Annotated in this window: 16 protein-coding genes; 1 reads left to right on the top strand and 15 read right to left on the bottom strand. The window is 66.4% G+C overall.

Annotated features, from left to right (window positions below; translation table 11 throughout):
- Positions 1-35 precede the first annotated feature (35 nt).
- The 14 genes from ACLB0R_RS12715 to ACLB0R_RS12650 all read right to left on the bottom strand — a co-directional run bounded on the left by ACLB0R_RS12715 (position 36) and on the right by ACLB0R_RS12650 (position 11,012).
- Positions 36-1,430, bottom strand: coding sequence for a UdgX family uracil-DNA binding protein (locus ACLB0R_RS12715; RefSeq protein WP_416643330.1), 1,395 nt, complete (start codon positions 1,428-1,430; stop codon positions 36-38).
- A gap of 43 nt (positions 1,431-1,473) precedes the next feature.
- Positions 1,474-2,721: a putative DNA modification/repair radical SAM protein gene (locus ACLB0R_RS12710; protein ID WP_416643331.1), complete on the bottom strand. Its 1,248-nt coding sequence runs from the start codon at positions 2,719-2,721 to the stop codon at positions 1,474-1,476.
- A 30-nt stretch (positions 2,722-2,751) separates the two neighbouring features.
- Complete coding sequence (locus ACLB0R_RS12705) at positions 2,752-3,261, bottom strand: DUF2306 domain-containing protein (RefSeq protein WP_416643332.1); 510 nt, start codon at positions 3,259-3,261, stop codon at positions 2,752-2,754.
- A gap of 20 nt (positions 3,262-3,281) precedes the next feature.
- Positions 3,282-3,776 carry a hypothetical protein gene (locus ACLB0R_RS12700; RefSeq protein WP_416643333.1) on the bottom strand — a complete coding sequence of 165 codons (495 nt, stop codon included), beginning with the start codon at positions 3,774-3,776 and terminating at the stop codon, positions 3,282-3,284.
- Between the two features lie 108 nt (positions 3,777-3,884).
- Positions 3,885-4,421 (bottom strand): demethoxyubiquinone hydroxylase family protein, encoded by a 537-nt coding sequence (locus ACLB0R_RS12695; protein WP_416643334.1) that lies wholly within the window; start codon positions 4,419-4,421, stop codon positions 3,885-3,887.
- Complete coding sequence (locus ACLB0R_RS12690; protein WP_416643335.1) at positions 4,418-4,909, bottom strand: disulfide bond formation protein B; 492 nt, start codon at positions 4,907-4,909, stop codon at positions 4,418-4,420. The genes ACLB0R_RS12695 and ACLB0R_RS12690 overlap by 4 nt, the downstream gene beginning before the upstream one ends.
- 151 nt (positions 4,910-5,060) lie before the next feature.
- Entirely contained in the window at positions 5,061-6,458 is a 1,398-nt protein-coding gene (locus ACLB0R_RS12685) for a S41 family peptidase (RefSeq protein WP_416643336.1), read from the bottom strand.
- A gap of 71 nt (positions 6,459-6,529) precedes the next feature.
- Positions 6,530-7,735, bottom strand: a complete 1,206-nt coding sequence (locus ACLB0R_RS12680; protein WP_416643337.1) for a murein hydrolase activator EnvC family protein — start codon at positions 7,733-7,735, stop codon at positions 6,530-6,532.
- A 5-nt stretch (positions 7,736-7,740) separates the two neighbouring features.
- Positions 7,741-8,163, bottom strand: coding sequence for a 23S rRNA (pseudouridine(1915)-N(3))-methyltransferase RlmH (locus tag ACLB0R_RS12675; RefSeq protein WP_416643338.1), 423 nt, complete (start codon positions 8,161-8,163; stop codon positions 7,741-7,743).
- Positions 8,164-8,177: 14 nt separating this feature from the next.
- Positions 8,178-8,615: a ribosome silencing factor gene (rsfS, locus tag ACLB0R_RS12670; RefSeq protein ID WP_416643339.1), complete on the bottom strand. Its 438-nt coding sequence runs from the start codon at positions 8,613-8,615 to the stop codon at positions 8,178-8,180.
- Positions 8,584-9,213: a nicotinate-nucleotide adenylyltransferase gene (locus ACLB0R_RS12665; protein WP_416643340.1), complete on the bottom strand. Its 630-nt coding sequence runs from the start codon at positions 9,211-9,213 to the stop codon at positions 8,584-8,586. The genes rsfS and ACLB0R_RS12665 overlap by 32 nt, the downstream gene beginning before the upstream one ends.
- Positions 9,210-9,497, bottom strand: coding sequence for a type II toxin-antitoxin system RelE/ParE family toxin (locus ACLB0R_RS12660; protein ID WP_416643341.1), 288 nt, complete (start codon positions 9,495-9,497; stop codon positions 9,210-9,212). Before ACLB0R_RS12660 ends, ACLB0R_RS12665 begins: the two co-directional genes overlap by 4 nt.
- Positions 9,494-9,748: a CopG family ribbon-helix-helix protein gene (locus tag ACLB0R_RS12655; RefSeq protein WP_416643342.1), complete on the bottom strand. Its 255-nt coding sequence runs from the start codon at positions 9,746-9,748 to the stop codon at positions 9,494-9,496. The genes ACLB0R_RS12660 and ACLB0R_RS12655 overlap by 4 nt, the downstream gene beginning before the upstream one ends.
- A gap of 31 nt (positions 9,749-9,779) precedes the next feature.
- Positions 9,780-11,012, bottom strand: coding sequence for a glutamate-5-semialdehyde dehydrogenase (locus ACLB0R_RS12650; protein ID WP_416643946.1), 1,233 nt, complete (start codon positions 11,010-11,012; stop codon positions 9,780-9,782).
- A gap of 116 nt (positions 11,013-11,128) precedes the next feature.
- Here ACLB0R_RS12650 and ACLB0R_RS12645 point away from each other — a divergent pair, with 116 nt between their 5' ends.
- Positions 11,129-12,217, top strand: coding sequence for a DUF3667 domain-containing protein (locus ACLB0R_RS12645; protein ID WP_416643343.1), 1,089 nt, complete (start codon positions 11,129-11,131; stop codon positions 12,215-12,217).
- Positions 12,218-12,228: 11 nt separating this feature from the next.
- Here ACLB0R_RS12645 and ftsH read toward each other — a convergent pair whose 3' ends face one another.
- Complete coding sequence (gene ftsH / locus ACLB0R_RS12640; protein ID WP_416643344.1) at positions 12,229-14,190, bottom strand: ATP-dependent zinc metalloprotease FtsH; 1,962 nt, start codon at positions 14,188-14,190, stop codon at positions 12,229-12,231.
- Positions 14,191-14,192: the final 2 nt, after the last annotated feature.

Here is a 14,192-nt window from a genome sequence, read left to right as displayed (position 1 = left end):
CGCATGCGGGAAAATCCGTGCGAGGGAAAGCGATTTCAGGCGATGGCGGTCGCTGCGCCTTTCAGGTCGCTGACGAAGCGGGCATATTCCTCGTCGGCGCGCGCCTTGTCGTCGATGCGGAGCAGGAAACTCGGGTGGACGGTGATCCAGCCGGCGCCGCTATTGTCGGGGAGGTCGATCAGCCGTCCGCGTTCCCGACTGATGGTGATCGTTCGGCCGAACAGCGATCGTGCCGCGGTGGCGCCCAATGCCACGGTCAGGCGGGGGCGCAGGATCATCCGCTCCTGCTCGACCCACCAGCGGCAGGCGTCGATTTCGGGGACATCGGGCTTGTCGTGGATGCGCCGTGGCCCGCGCGGCACGAATTTGAAGTGCTTGACCGCGTTGGTGATGTAGAGCCGCGCCCGGTCGATCCCCGCGTCGCCCAGCGCGCGGTCGAGCACTTGCCCCGCCGGCCCAACGAACGGCCGCCCCGCCAGATCCTCCTGATCGCCCGGCTGTTCGCCGACCAGCATCAGCGCGGCGTCGATCGGCCCTTCGCCGAACACCGTCTGCGTCGCGGGCTTGTAGAGCGGGCAGCGGGTGCAGGCCGCCGCCTCGTCGCGCAGCGCTGCCCAGGCGCCCTCGGCATTGCCGCCCGTCGCCATCCGTGCTGCCTCGATCATGCCGCTCTCCCGCGCCTGCGCGGTCGCGATCAGGCCAGGCACCAACGCGGTTTCGGGCATGTTGTGCCAATATTTGCGCGGCATTTCCTTCAGCATCGCGCCCACCTTCACCCGCGCCGGGTTGAAGATGCTGGCGTAATAGGCCTTCCAGACGTCCTCGACCGGGTCGCCTTCGGGCGCGTCGGCGCGGGTCGCGGGCGGGCCCTCCTGCAGTGCCTCCCCGTCCCAATGCAGCGACAATTCGGGCGTCAGGATCGACCAGCGCAGCGAGGCGAAGCGGTTGAGGAAAAACGCGGCATTCGCGCGGACGATGTGATGCGCGGGCTCGAACCAGGCAACGAAGCGCGGGCCTTGTGGCGAAGGCAGCTCGCGGAAGCGGAGGAACGCGCGCATCTTGTGGATGTCGCGGCGCACTTCCTTGGCGAGCAATTCAAGCCGACGAACGAGCGGATCGGCATGGTCGTCGGTCAGCCGCGGTTGGTCCTGAAGTCGCATGAGCAGCGTGTAAAGCAAAGCGAAGCGCTCGGGCTCGGTGTGGAGGATCGCGTTGCGCGCGAGGTCGATGAACGCGCGCGGCACGCGGAGGGTCGCGGCGGGCGGCGGCACATCGTGCGCGACTGCTTCGCCGGCGAACAGATCGCCGGGGGTGTCGCCGACTTGCCAGATCACTTGATCGGGCGGCACGCTCTGGATCGCCAACGCGCGGGCTGCATCGCGCCAGCCGTCAAAGTCATCGGGTGTGGCGAGATGGGCTGTCCGGGTCATGCGATCAGGTAACGCACCGATCCGTCGTTTGGAACAGTCGGGCTTATCCAAACAACTCCAGCTGCTTGGCCTTGGGCGCTGCGACCGATTTCAGGTCGAGCCGGTCGATCATCCCGGTCGGGCGCCAGTCGTCGGTGACGATAAACGGGCGCACCTTGGCAATCGACTGGGTCAGCCGCGCGACGTCGTCGAGGCGCAGCCGCCGCCAGCGCCGTGCCGCCAGGACGGCGGCGACCGCCTTGGTCCCCAGTCCGGGCACGCGCAGCAGCAGCTCGCGCGGGGCGCGGTTGATGTCGGCAGGGAAGCGCTCGCGGAATTTGAGCGCCCAAGCGAGCTTGGGGTCGATGTCGAGCGGCAGCATCCCCGTCGCGGGGTCGGCGGCGGCGACCACCTCGTCGGGCCGATAGTCGTAAAAGCGCATCAGCCAGTCCGACTGATAGAGCCGGTGCTCGCGCATCAAGGGCGGGCGCTGGAGGGGCAGCACGCTCGAGGCATCGGGGATCGGGCTGAAGGCCGAATAATAGACGCGCCGGAGCCCGAACTGGCCGTAAAGCCCAGATGCGCGCGCGATGATGTCGCCATCGGTCGCGGCATCGGCGCCGACGATCATCTGCGTCGACTGTCCGGCCGGGGCGAAGCGCGGCGCTGATTTGTAGCGCTTCTTCGCGTCCGCCGTGTCGATGATCGCGTTCTTCATCCCCGCCATCGCGCCTTCGATGCGCGGCGCCGATTTGTCGGGCGCCAGCCGCGCCAGGCCGGCGATGGTCGGCAGCTCGACATTGATCGACACGCGATCGGCATACAGCCCCGCCTGGCGCACCAGATCAGGATCGGCATCGGGGATCGTCTTGAGGTGGACATAACCGCGAAAGCCATGGTTCTGGCGCAACGACCGCGCGACCTCGACAATCTGCTCCATCGTATAATCGGACGACTTGATGATGCCCGAGGAGAGGAACAACCCCTCGACGTAATTGCGTTTGTAGAAAGCGAGCGTCAGTTCGACGACTTCCTGCGCGGTAAAGCGCGCGCGCCGCACGTTCGAGCTCTTCCGGTTAATGCAATAATGGCAGTCGAAAATGCAGCTGTTGGTCAGCAATATCTTGAGCAGGCTGATGCAGCGACCATCGGGCGCATAGGCATGGCAAATCCCCATGCCGGGCCCTGTCGAGCCGATCCCTTTGCCGTCGCGCGAGGTGCGCCTCGGTGCGCCGGATGATGCGCAGGACGCATCATATTTCGCCGCATCGGCCAGGATTTCCAACTTTTGACGCACATCAAACTGGGCCATGCGTTCGTTATATGTTCTCGAGCGGCGACGTCAACCGAAGAGGAACTGGCCGAGCATGCGATTGAACGGAAAAGTGAAAAAGCCGGCGATCAGTAGCGCGCCCGTCACCATGCCGCGCACCGACCGGCGATGCTGGCGCACATTATGGTGCCGTGCCGACCACCAGATGATCGGCACCTGGACCAACACCCAGAGTGACAGCAGATGGATGATGCTGAAGGCGCCATGGTTGGCGTTGCGCACGAGCAGGCTGTCGAGCGCGGTCGCGATCATCGCGATCACCCAGATTGTGCCGAGCCGGCGGTGGAGCCAGTCGCCGCGCTTGCGCAGCAGCATCACCGGGGTCAAGGCGAGGGCAACGATGATCGTCGCGAGATGGCCCCAGACGGTAGCCGGTATCCTGTCCCAATAAGCGAACCCGCGCGCCAGCGCGGCAAAAACAAAGGCCAGCAGGATGATCGCCGCGATCGCCAGCACGCGCTCGAACACATCCGCGTCGAGCGGCTTGGCCCGCTTCGCATGACCGGCTGCTGTTGCCATCCTCTTCCCCCGAGCGCCCGTTAATTGGGGTGTGCGTAGTCCTGCGCGGCTTTTTCCTCGGCCTTCTGCGCCTGACGGTCAGCCTTCGCGGCGCGGAGCTGCTCCAGCTGACAGCCCGTCGCGCCACCGACGCCCACCGTCGAGCATGAGCCGATGCCGCCGGCGCCCGCCGCGAGCGTGCCCTGCTGGCGCTGCGCCCATGCCTGATATTCGGGCTTGATCGTGCCCTGGCGCAGATCCTTGGGCAAGCGGAAGCGCTCGTCAGCGCTGCGGCGCACGCACACGACGATTTCATTGCCGTTCGTATCGGTCGGGCAGCGCTCATTGCCATAGATGTAGAGAATGCCGTTGACCGGCGCCTCGTGATGGCCGGTGTCGGCAGTCGCCGGCATGGTGGCGATGGTGGGCGCGCCCGGCGCCTTGGTGCTCACAATGGTCGGCGGGTTGGCGATCGTCGGCGGGTTCGTGATGGTCGGGGGTGGCGGCGTCGGCGTCTGCTGCGCGAGCGCCGGCATGGCCAACCCTGCGTATAAGGCGACACTCAAGCGAAGGAGCGATTTCGACATTGACTTACTCTCCTGCAGCGCCCTGCCTCGCGTGTCCGTGCCCCGTGCCAAAAAATGTCATATCCGCGTCGCGGTGGCAATCGCGATGCGGCAACCAAGCCGGATGAGCCCGCTCAACACGGGATAGGCCACCGCATCCTCCGCGCCGCTGGCGAGCGCGGTATCGCGGTGTTCGAGCTCATCGGCCTGAAAATCGGCGATGGCAGCGGAAAGTTCCGGATCGCTGTTGCCGAGCGCATCAAGTTGTGCCGAATAATGCCGGTCGATCTCGGTTTCGACCGCCGCGGTGCAGGCCATCGCGGCTTTCGGACCCATCGCTGCGGTTACCGCGCCGAGCGCAAAACCCGCGACATTCCAGAAGGGCTGGAGAAGCGTCGGGCGAACGGCGCGCTCGGCCATCAGCCGGTCGAAAAACGCGCGGTGCCGGGTTTCCTGATTGGCCATCGCCGCGATCGCGCGCGCCGCCGGGCCGCGATCACCCATCACCGCAAGCTGGCCGGCATAGATGCGCGTCGCGCCATATTCGCCGGCTTGGTCGACGCGGATCATCGCGTCGCGGCCCTCGCGCCGATCGCCGGGTTTCCAGCCGCTCATGCCCGTGCCTTTCGTGCCATCAGCGCCAAGATGGTTGCGGCGCCGGCGATCGAAAAGAGGGCATTGAAGCCGGCGAGCGAGATGCCGAACAGCGTCCATTGCGGCGCGTCGCAGCGCACCACCGGCGCCGCCATGATCTTGGCGAGCACATCCGCCGCCGAGCCGCCCGTGTCGGTCAGCGTCGTCGCGCAGGGCGTGATGCCGCGCCACCAATGATATTCGACACCGGCATGGAACACGCCGATCGCGCCGCTGGTCAGGATGGCGAGCGCGGCGAGCGCAACCAGCACGCGTTGCGCACCACGCCCCGGCACCACGAACGCCAGCACCGCCAGCACGATCCCGGTGTAATGCGGCCAGCGCTGCCAGTGGCACATTTCGCACGGCACGAGATGGCCGATGAATTGCGAGCCGAGCGCGCCGGCCATCAGCGCGGCGGGCAGCGCGAGCGCAATCAGCCGCGCGGTGCGAAAATCCCGATCGGTCATTGATCGCGGCTCCGCCGACGACCCATCACCGTCGTCCCCGCGAAGGCGGGGATCCATTGCGGCTGGATTAGGTTCATTACTCGAGCATTCACCAGAATGGATTCCCGCCTGCGCGGGGATGACGGAACCGGAAGCATGCGGCGCCTTGTCCTCAATTGCTCTTCGGCGCCGCATCGCCCGCATCGGGCTTTTCCGGCGGCAATTGCGGTACCGGCTTGTGCACCCCGAGCTTGTCGATCAGCGCCACCTGCGTCGGGCCGCCCAATCGCGCGATCGTCTTCAGCGCATAATAGAGCTGGTAATCGTCGATGCCGCGCTTCTTCAGCGTATCGGCGCTGTCGTTGAGGCGCTTGTCGGGCGTCGTGTCTTCCTCGAGCACTGAATCATCGACCTTGGCCTGGTTGATCAGGTGCTTGCGCAGATCATTCTCGCGGAAAACGGGGCGCGACTTGTAATCGGGGTCGGAAAGCTGCGGCACCGCGACATCGGGGTCGATGCCGCCTTCCTGCACCGATCGGCCCGATGGCGTGTAGTAACGCGCGGTGGTCAGCCGCACTTCGGTGTGCGGCCCCAGCGGCAGCAGCGACTGGACCGATCCCTTGCCGAAGCTGCGCGTGCCGATGATGAGCGCGCGGTGATGGTCCTGCAAGGCGCCGGCAACGATTTCGGAGGCCGACGCGGTGCCGGCATTGGTCAGTACGACGATCGGCTTGCCGCCGGTCGCATCGCCCGGCGTCGCGAAATAGCGCTGAATGTCGGTCTTGCCGCGGCCACGCTGCGAGACGATCTCGCCATGGTCGAGGAAGGTGTCGGAGACCGAAATCGCCTCGGCAAGCAAGCCGCCGCCATTGTCGCGCAGGTCGACGACATAGCCCATCGGGTCATGCCCGAGCTTGGCCTTGATGCCGGCGACTGCCTTGCGGACGTAATCCCCCGTCTGATCCGAGAAAGTGTTGATATCGACGATGCCGATTTCCCCCTCGGTCAACCATTTGACCGGTGCGATGACGATCTTTTCGCGGGTGAGTGTCAGCGTGATCGGCTTGTCGCGGCCCGGCCGCACGATGGTGACGCCGACTTTCGAGCCCGGCGTACCGCGCAGCGCGCCGACCGCATCCTCGAACGGCACGCTGAACAGCTCCTTGCCGTCGATCTGGGTTATGTAATCGCCCGACTTGATGCCCGCGCGCCAGCCCGGCGTGTCTTCCTGCGGGGCGATGACCTTCAGCACCCCGTCCTGCGGCGTCACCGACAAGCCGACGCCGCCATAATTGCCCTCGGTCTGGATGCGCAGATTGTCGTAATCGGCACCGTCCTCATACGAGCTGTGCGGATCGAGCGCGGCGAGCATGCCGTCGATCGCGCCATGGATCAGCGTCTTGTTGTCGACGGGGTCGACATAATTGGCCTTCACCAGGTTGAACACGTCGATGAACTGGTCGAGATCGCGATAGCTGCCGGTATCGACTTCGGCCATCGCGCTGGTCGCCAGCGGAATGGCGGCAAGCGACAGCGCAATCGCGGAAGCCTGCAACAAGGCACGGGCCATGGGGTACGGGTCCAATCAAACTACAACAATGGACGCACGATAGCGGCATTCTTGGCGCTCGGCAAAGCCTGTCAGCCGATCAGCCGTGTCATATCGACCGCGCGGTCGCGGCGGCGCAGTTCCATCGTCACGCGTGGATGGTCGCCGGTGGCGGCATGGCCGATCGGGCTCCCCTGCTGGACCGTCTCGCCGACCGTGACATTGGTATCGGCGAGCCGCGCGATCAGAGAGGTCCAGGCGCCGCCATGATCGATGATGACGACGGTGCCATAATCGCGAAACGGCTTGGCGAAGACGACGCGCCCGGCGGCGGGGGCGACCACTTGTGCGCCGGTTTCGGTTTCGATCGTCAACCCGCGCGAGCGAACGCCGGCATCGGAAAGCTCGCCCAGCCCGGTCACCAGCTTGCCGGCAACGGGGAGGCGATAGGGCGGCGCGGTATGCGACCAGCCGATCGTGTCAACAGGCGAGGGCGCCTCGCCCGGCTTGAGCGGGCGCGGGAGGGGGCCGGGCAGCGCCTCCAGCTCGGCGCGGATCGTCGCGGCGTTGCTTGCCTGGCTCATCAGATCGACCAGATCGCGCGCCTGTTCGCCGAGCGCAATGGCGCGGTCCGATTCAAAGAGCGCATCGCGGCCCAGGCTGCGCGATTTCAGCCGATGCTCAGCCTCCAGTCGCACAAGCGCGAGCCGCTCGGTTTCGAGCCGCCCCCGGCTTTCCGAAAAGCTGGCGACGGCGAGCGCCGCATCATGCTGCAACGCTCGCGTGCGGGCGAGTTCGGCGCGCACATCGGCGGTGCGGGCCTGGACGACCGGCATTACGGTGCCGAGCACCGCGCGGACATGCACCATGTCGTTGACCGAGCCCGGCTGCGCGACGCTGAGCAGCACCGGTCGCCGCGCCAGTGCCTGCAGCGCCGCCATCAGCCGCACCACCGGGCCTTGCCTGGTTGCAAGGTCCGCGCGCTGCTGGGCGATCAGCCGGTTGACGATGGCGATGCGCGCCTGCGCGGCAGCGGTATCGGCTTCCGCCGTCTGGATGCGCGCGGCGACCGCGGCTTCCTCGGCGCGCGCCTTTCGAGCTTCGTCCTGCTCGGCGGCGGCTTGGCTCTCGAGTGCTTTGGCGCGTTGCTGGGCAGCCACCGATTGCGCGCGCGCGGCGAGCAGGCGTTGCTGGTCGCTGGAGAGGGCAGGGGCGGCGGCTGCACCATGCCAGGCAAGCAGCGCCAGCATCGCCGCCAGAGCGCCCCCCGCGCCGCCGATCCGCCGCCATGCCATCATGCCGCTCACCCTTCGCGATGATAGGGGTGGTTGGCAAGGATGCTCGTGGCGCGCCACAATTGTTCGGCCAGCATCGCGCGCGCCATCAGGTGCGGCCAGGTGAGCCGGCCGAAGGAGAGCACCAGATCGGCTCCGGCACGCTCGGCCTCGCCAAAGCCGTCAGCCGCACCCAACAGGAAGCGCGCTTCTCGCACGCCGTCGTCGCGCCAGCGCTCCAATCGATCGGCAAACTGTCGCGACGAGAGGGTTTCGCCCGTCTCATCGAGCACAACCGTACGCGTCGCGCCCTCCACCGCCGGCATCCGCCCGCCGGCATCGGGCAGTTCCGTCACGCGCACGGGCCAGCCGATCCGCTTCACATAGCGATCGACCAGCTCGGCTTCCGGCCCGCGCCCGATGCGCCCGCGCGCCACGATATGCAGCAGCACAGGGCGCGATCAGGTCAGGCGCGCGCGGCTTCCGCCGGCGTGTCGCCGAACGCCCACATGCGTTCGAGATTGTAGAAGCTGCGCACTTCCGGCCGGAACAAGTGGACGATCACGTCGCCGGCGTCGATCAGCACCCAGTCGGCGGTCGGCAGCCCCTCAATCCTTGGCGCCCGGCCGACGGTCGACTTGATCTTCTCGGACAATTTCTGCGCCATCGAGGCGACCTGGCGCGTCGAGCGGCCGCTCGCGATCACCATATGATCGGCGATCGAGCTTTTGCCGGCGAGCGGGATCGATACGGTTTCCACCGCCTGATCGTCGTCGAGCGACGACAGGACGAGCTGATGCAGCGCCTCGACGCCTTGGGGGTCGGGGACGCGCTGGACATGGGGAGTTGCGGCCAAGGGTGCTCCTGGTTTGCTAGGGGGTGCGCCAGCGGCGCTTGTCGGCATCGGAAGACTGCGGGAAACGGCGCTGCCAGGCAGGATCAACCTTGCGCAGGGCGGTCGCCGAATGTTGGTCGGGGCGAAAGCGCAACAGCACGAGCGCCGGCAGTCTCCACTCCGTCCAATTCTTTGCCTGGCGCGCGGGGTGGACGAACCGCCGCAGCCAGCCCATCGCGGGAGCCGCGTGAGCAAGCGCATCATAACCCGGCCGCGCGACGACCGCAATCGGAACCTCTGCCGCAATCCGCCGCCAGCCGCGCCATTGGTGGAACTGGGCGAGATTATCGGCCCCCATCAGCCAGACGAACTGTTTCTTCGGGAACAGCCGCGTGATCGCCTCGATGGTGTCGACCGTGTAGCGCGTGCCGAGTTTCTGCTCCAGCGCGCTGACCCGGATCGGGGCGTGGCGCGCCATTTTAACGGCGGAGGCAAAGCGCGCGTTGAACGGCGCCATGTCGCGCGCCGCCTCTTTCAGCGGATTGCCGGGCGAGACGAGCCACCACACTTCGTCCAGGTCGAGTGCCCGCAACGCCCACAGGCTGATCGCGCGATGGCCGCGATGCGCCGGGTTGAACGATCCGCCCAGGATACCGATGCGGTTCACGGTTCGACCAGCCAGTCTTCGCGCTCGTGGCGGATGCGGACGATACGCAATCCACCGGCGACCGGCTCGTAGATTAGCAGATAGGGTGTCCGGCGGACTCGCCACCGTCGCCACCGCTTATAGCCGATCGCCGCGCCAGCCGCCGGGTGGTCGAGCAGTATGTCGGTGGACAAGACGATCCGCGCGATCAGGTCGTCAGCCAATTGCGCATCGATCTGCGCGAGATAGCGGCGAATGGCGTCGATATCGTCGACGGCGGATTGCGCCCAGTCGACTTGGCTCATGCAGCCTGGCGCTTGCTCCGGTCGATGCCGAATCGCTGCTCCACCTCAGTCTGTGAAAGAGTGCGGCCAGCAGCGAAGTCCGCCTCGCCGGCGCGGATTGCGTCGATCAGTGCCGATTCCTCCGCGACAAGCCGCTCAATGGCCAAAGCGACCAGCCACGCGCGACTGCGATCGAGATCACGTCCCAGGCTGTCGAGCCGTGCGACCAAAGCGCTGTCGATGCGCGTGGTTACTACTGCGGTCTTGTCCATTGCCCGTTTGTATACATCTGAATCACATGTATCAACCGCGAACCTGACCGGTCCCATACCCGACCCATTTATACGTCGTCAGCCCTTCGAGCGCGACCGGGCCGCGCGCGTGGAGGCGGCCGGTGGCGATGCCGATTTCGGCGCCTAGGCCAAATTCGCCGCCATCGGCGAATTGGGTGGAGGCGTTCCACAGCACGATCGCACTGTCGACTTCAGCCAGGAAGCGGTTGGCAACGGCCTGATCGGCGGCAATGATCGCATCGGTGTGGTGTGAGCCGTGGCGGGCGATATGGGCCAGTGCGCCGGCGATCCCATCCACGATCGCGACCGAGGCGATCGCGTCGACATATTCGGTGTCCCAGTCGTCCGGCGTCGTGGGCGTGATTGCGGGCACCAACGCGCGCGCGGCATTATCGCCACGCACCTCGCACCCCGCATCGCGCAACGCATCGATTAGTTCAGCTGCATGCGGCCAGGCGCGGTCGATCAGCAACGTCTCCATCGCGCCGCAGACGGCGGTGCGACGCAGTTTGGCGTCGATCACGATGGCCTTCGCCATCGCCGGATCGGCACTCGCATCGACATAGATGTGGTTGATGCCGTCGAGATGCGCGAGCACCGGAACGCGCGCCTCGGCGTGGACGCGCGCAACCAGGCTCCTGCCGCCACGCGGCACGATCAGGTCGATGCCGCCCGCCGCTGCGAGCATCGCCCCGACCAGCGCGCGGTCGGTCGAGCCGACAAGCTGCAAGGCGTCCGCTGGAACGCCAGCGCCCGTTAGCCCCCGCACCATCGCGGCGTGGATGGCGCGGTTGCTGCGGATCGCTTCGGATCCGCCCCGCAGGATGCAGGCATTGCCGGCGCCCAGGCACAGCGCCGCAGCGTCGGCCGTGACGTTGGGGCGGCTTTCAAAAATGATCCCGATCACCCCGATCGGCACGCGCACGCGGCGCAGGACCAGACCATTGGGCGGGCGCGTCTCGTCGATGACCTGGCCGACCGGGTCGGGCAGCTGGGCAACCGCCGCTACCCCGGCCGCCATCGTTTCTAGCCGCGCCGGCGTCAGCTCCAGCCGGTCGAGCAACGCTGCCGACAAGCCGGCGGCGCTCGCGGCGCGCATATCATCGGCATTGGCCGCGAGGATCGATGCCGCATCGTCGCGGATCGCGTCGGCAGCTGCTCGCAGCGCAATTGCTTTGGCGTCCGAAGACAGCCGACCAAGCGCCGTCGCCGCATCGCGCGCGGCGGCGGTCATGCGGGCCATGTCCAGACCAGGATTGGTGGTTTCGCTCACATCAAACCGGCTAGCATGGCGCCCCGGCCTTGCCAAACGCCGGGGCGGGAACAATCATGCCTCGCAGGACGAATTGGGGGAGCGCGATGACGGGGGATTTGGCGGCAGCGGGCGATCTTGCCACGGGCGGCATCATCGGTCGCGCGATCGAGCCGCAGGCTGGTGAGCGTGCGCACGGCGCCGAGCCCGGGGCGCTTTGCCTCAATTGCGGCACGGCATTGGCCGGGGAATATTGCCATGCCTGCGGCCAGCCGGGCCACCTCCACAAGACGATCGCGTCCATCGGCCACGATGTGCTCCACGGCGTCTTCCACTTCGATGGCAAGATCTGGCGGACATTGCCGATGCTGTTCACCCGCCCCGGCGAGCTGACGCGCCGCTATATCGCCGGCGAGCGCGCGCGCTTCGTGTCGCCGCTGGCGCTATTCCTCTTCTCGGTGTTCCTGATGGTCGCGACGTTCGAAACCGTCGGTGGCCCGTTCAGCCAACTCGCGCATGCGACGCAAAACGGCAAGGAATTGACGCCTGCCGAGCTCGATGCCGAGCTGGCAAAGGCCCGCGCGGCGCTGCCGGGGTTGCAGGCGCAGCGGGCGCAAATCCTTGCCCGGAAGGGTGATACCGCCGCGCTCGACAAGCGCATCGAGGACGCGCAGCAGCTGATCGATGGCCTCCAGGCGGTCAAGGAAGTGAACGCGGGGAAGGTCCCGACCGTCGTCAAGACCGGGAAGAATATTCAGGTCCACACCGGCAGCGCTGCACTCGATGCGCGCGTCAAGGCAGCGTTGGCGAGTCCCGAACTGTTTTTGTATCGCCTGCAGTCCAGCGCGTACAAATTCAGCTGGATGCTCGTGCCGATATCGGTGCCGTTCATCTGGCTGCTGTTCGCGTTCCGGCGCGATGTCGGGCCTTATGACCACGCGATTTTCGCGATCTATTCGCTTTCGGCGATGACGCTCGGCGTGGTCGGGCTCAGCCTGTTACGGTCGATCGGCTTTCCCGAGGGGCCGATCGTGCTGACGCTGATGGTCGGACCACCCATCCACATGTATCTGCAACTGCGCGGCGCTTACCGCATCGGCCGCTGGAGCGCGGCGTGGCGGACGATCGCGCTGCTAGCCTCGACACTGGTGGTCGCGGTTCTCTTCTTCCTGCTGGTGCTCAGCCTCGCGGCTTGAAGCCCGCCGACTCAGGCGCCGGCGGGGCTCGGGGTGCCGAACGGGTTTGGTGGCCGCCGCGTCTTGGGGATCGAGCTGCCCGCCACCGGCACCGCCGCCGGCGTGGCGCCGCCATTATCGCGATCGATCTTGTCGCCCGCGATCAGCCGCTTGATCTCGTCACCGGTCAGCGTCTCGAATTCCAGCAGCGCGCCGGCAATGAGGTGCAACTGGTCTTCATGCTCGCTCAGAATGTGGCGCGCGCGTTCCAAGCCCTGCTCGACGAAGCGCTTGACTTCGCTGTCGATCAGCCGCGCGGTTTCGTCCGACATCGGCTTGGCGCGCGCCATGCCATAGCCGGTGAAGCTGTCATCGCTTTCGCTGAAATCGAGCGGCCCGAGCTTGTCGGACAGGCCCCATTTGGTCACCATCGCGCGAGCGAGGCGGGTTGCCTGCATGATGTCGTTCGACGCGCCCGAGCTCACCTTGTCATAGCCGAACACCATTTCCTCGGCGACGCGGCCGCCGAACGCCACCGCGATATCGGCGTGCATCTTGTCGCGGTGGTAGCTGTAGGTGTCGCGTTCGGGCAGCGGCTGAACCATGCCCAGCGCAAAGCCGCGTGGGATGATCGTCGCCTTGTGAATGGGATCGGCGGTCGGCTCGTGCGCAAAGACGAGCGCGTGACCGGCTTCGTGATAGGCCGTCATCCGCTTCTCGTCGTCGGTCATGACCATCGAGCGGCGCTCGGCGCCCATCATCACCTTGTCGCGCGCGTCGTCGAATTCGGCGGCCGCAACCAGTCGCTTGCCGCGCCGCGCCGCCAGCAGCGCCGCTTCGTTGACGAGATTGGCGAGATCAGCGCCCGAAAAGCCCGGCGTGCCGCGCGCGATGACGCGCGGGTCGACGTCGGGTGCCAGCGGCACCTTCTTCATGTGGACGCCAAGAATCTTGACGCGGCCCTCGATATCGGGGCGCGGCACCGTCACCTGGCGGTCAAAGCGGCCGGGGCGGAGCAGCGCGGGGTCGAGCACATCGGGCCGGTTGGTCGCGGCGATGATGATGATGCCTTCATTCGCCTCGAAGCCGTCCATCTCGACGAGCAGCTGGTTGAGCGTCTGCTCGCGCTCGTCATTGCCATTGCCCAGGCCCGCGCCGCGATGGCGGCCGACCGCGTCGATTTCGTCGATGAACACGATGCAGGGCGCCGATTTCTTAGCCTGCTCGAACATGTCGCGTACGCGGCTGGCGCCAACGCCGACGAACATCTCGACGAAATCCGAGCCCGAAATGGTGAAGAACGGCACGCCGGCCTCACCTGCGATCGCGCGAGCAAGCAGCGTCTTGCCGGTGCCGGGCGAGCCGACGAGCAGCGCGCCCTTGGGGATCTTGCCGCCAAGACGGGCAAATTTGGTCGGGTCTTTCAGGAATTCGACGATTTCCTGCAGCTCTTCGCGCGCTTCATCGATGCCGGCGACGTCATCGAAGGTCACGCGGCCTTCCTTCTGAGTCAGCATGCGCGCGCGCGATTTGCCGAAGCCCATCGCGCCCGATCCCGAATTCTTCTGCATCTGGCGCAGCACGAAGAAGGCGATGCCCAGGAACAGTAGGAACGGCAGCGATTGCACCAAGATGACCTGCCAGATCGACGGGCCATCCTCGGGCTTGGCGTTGATGATCACGCCTTTTTCGAGCAGCCGGTCAGTCAGCTGCGGGTCGAGCAGCTTGTAGGTGCGGAAGGTGTCACCGCTCGTCGTCTTGCCGGTGATCGTATCACCGGCAATGCTGACTTCCTTGACCGTGCCTTCCTTCACTTTGCCGAGGAAAGCGGAATAGGGGATCATGCTGCTCTGCGCACCGGTTTGCGCCGTGCCCTGGATCAGCGTGACGAACAGCGCGAGCGCGACGAGCACGCCAACCCACACCATCAGGTGCTTCATCCAGGGGTTGTTGCCGCCATTGTCAGGGCCCTGCTGCTTGTCATTGTCGTTCATCG

Origin of the sequence: Sphingomonas sp. GlSt437 (genome assembly GCF_048015635.2) — a bacterium.
In the GTDB taxonomy this organism is placed as follows: domain Bacteria; phylum Pseudomonadota; class Alphaproteobacteria; order Sphingomonadales; family Sphingomonadaceae; genus Sphingomonas.
The sequence above is the reverse complement of the archived record's forward strand: the minus strand, read 5'-3'. Positions and strand labels throughout refer to the sequence as shown.

Excerpts from the sequence above, each read along its gene's own strand:
- ACLB0R_RS12715 (WP_416643330.1), bottom strand. The coding sequence starts at position 1,430 with ATGACCCGGACAGCCCATCTCGCCACACCCGATGACTTTGACGGCTGG.
- ACLB0R_RS12710 (WP_416643331.1), bottom strand. The coding sequence starts at position 2,721 with ATGGCCCAGTTTGATGTGCGTCAAAAGTTGGAAATCCTGGCCGATGCG.
- ACLB0R_RS12705 (WP_416643332.1), bottom strand. The coding sequence starts at position 3,261 with ATGGCAACAGCAGCCGGTCATGCGAAGCGGGCCAAGCCGCTCGACGCG.
- ACLB0R_RS12700 (WP_416643333.1), bottom strand. The coding sequence starts at position 3,776 with ATGCCGGCGCTCGCGCAGCAGACGCCGACGCCGCCACCCCCGACCATC.
- ACLB0R_RS12695 (WP_416643334.1), bottom strand. The coding sequence starts at position 4,421 with ATGAGCGGCTGGAAACCCGGCGATCGGCGCGAGGGCCGCGACGCGATG.
- ACLB0R_RS12690 (WP_416643335.1), bottom strand. The coding sequence starts at position 4,909 with ATGACCGATCGGGATTTTCGCACCGCGCGGCTGATTGCGCTCGCGCTG.
- ACLB0R_RS12685 (WP_416643336.1), bottom strand. The coding sequence starts at position 6,458 with ATGGCCCGTGCCTTGTTGCAGGCTTCCGCGATTGCGCTGTCGCTTGCC.
- ACLB0R_RS12680 (WP_416643337.1), bottom strand. The coding sequence starts at position 7,735 with ATGATGGCATGGCGGCGGATCGGCGGCGCGGGGGGCGCTCTGGCGGCG.
- rsfS (WP_416643339.1), bottom strand. The coding sequence starts at position 8,615 with ATGCCGACAAGCGCCGCTGGCGCACCCCCTAGCAAACCAGGAGCACCC.
- ACLB0R_RS12660 (WP_416643341.1), bottom strand. The coding sequence starts at position 9,497 with ATGAGCCAAGTCGACTGGGCGCAATCCGCCGTCGACGATATCGACGCC.
- ACLB0R_RS12655 (WP_416643342.1), bottom strand. The coding sequence starts at position 9,748 with ATGGACAAGACCGCAGTAGTAACCACGCGCATCGACAGCGCTTTGGTC.
- ACLB0R_RS12650 (WP_416643946.1), bottom strand. The coding sequence starts at position 11,012 with ATGGCCCGCATGACCGCCGCCGCGCGCGATGCGGCGACGGCGCTTGGT.
- ACLB0R_RS12645 (WP_416643343.1), top strand. The coding sequence starts at position 11,129 with ATGACGGGGGATTTGGCGGCAGCGGGCGATCTTGCCACGGGCGGCATC.
- ftsH (WP_416643344.1), bottom strand. The coding sequence starts at position 14,190 with ATGAACGACAATGACAAGCAGCAGGGCCCTGACAATGGCGGCAACAAC.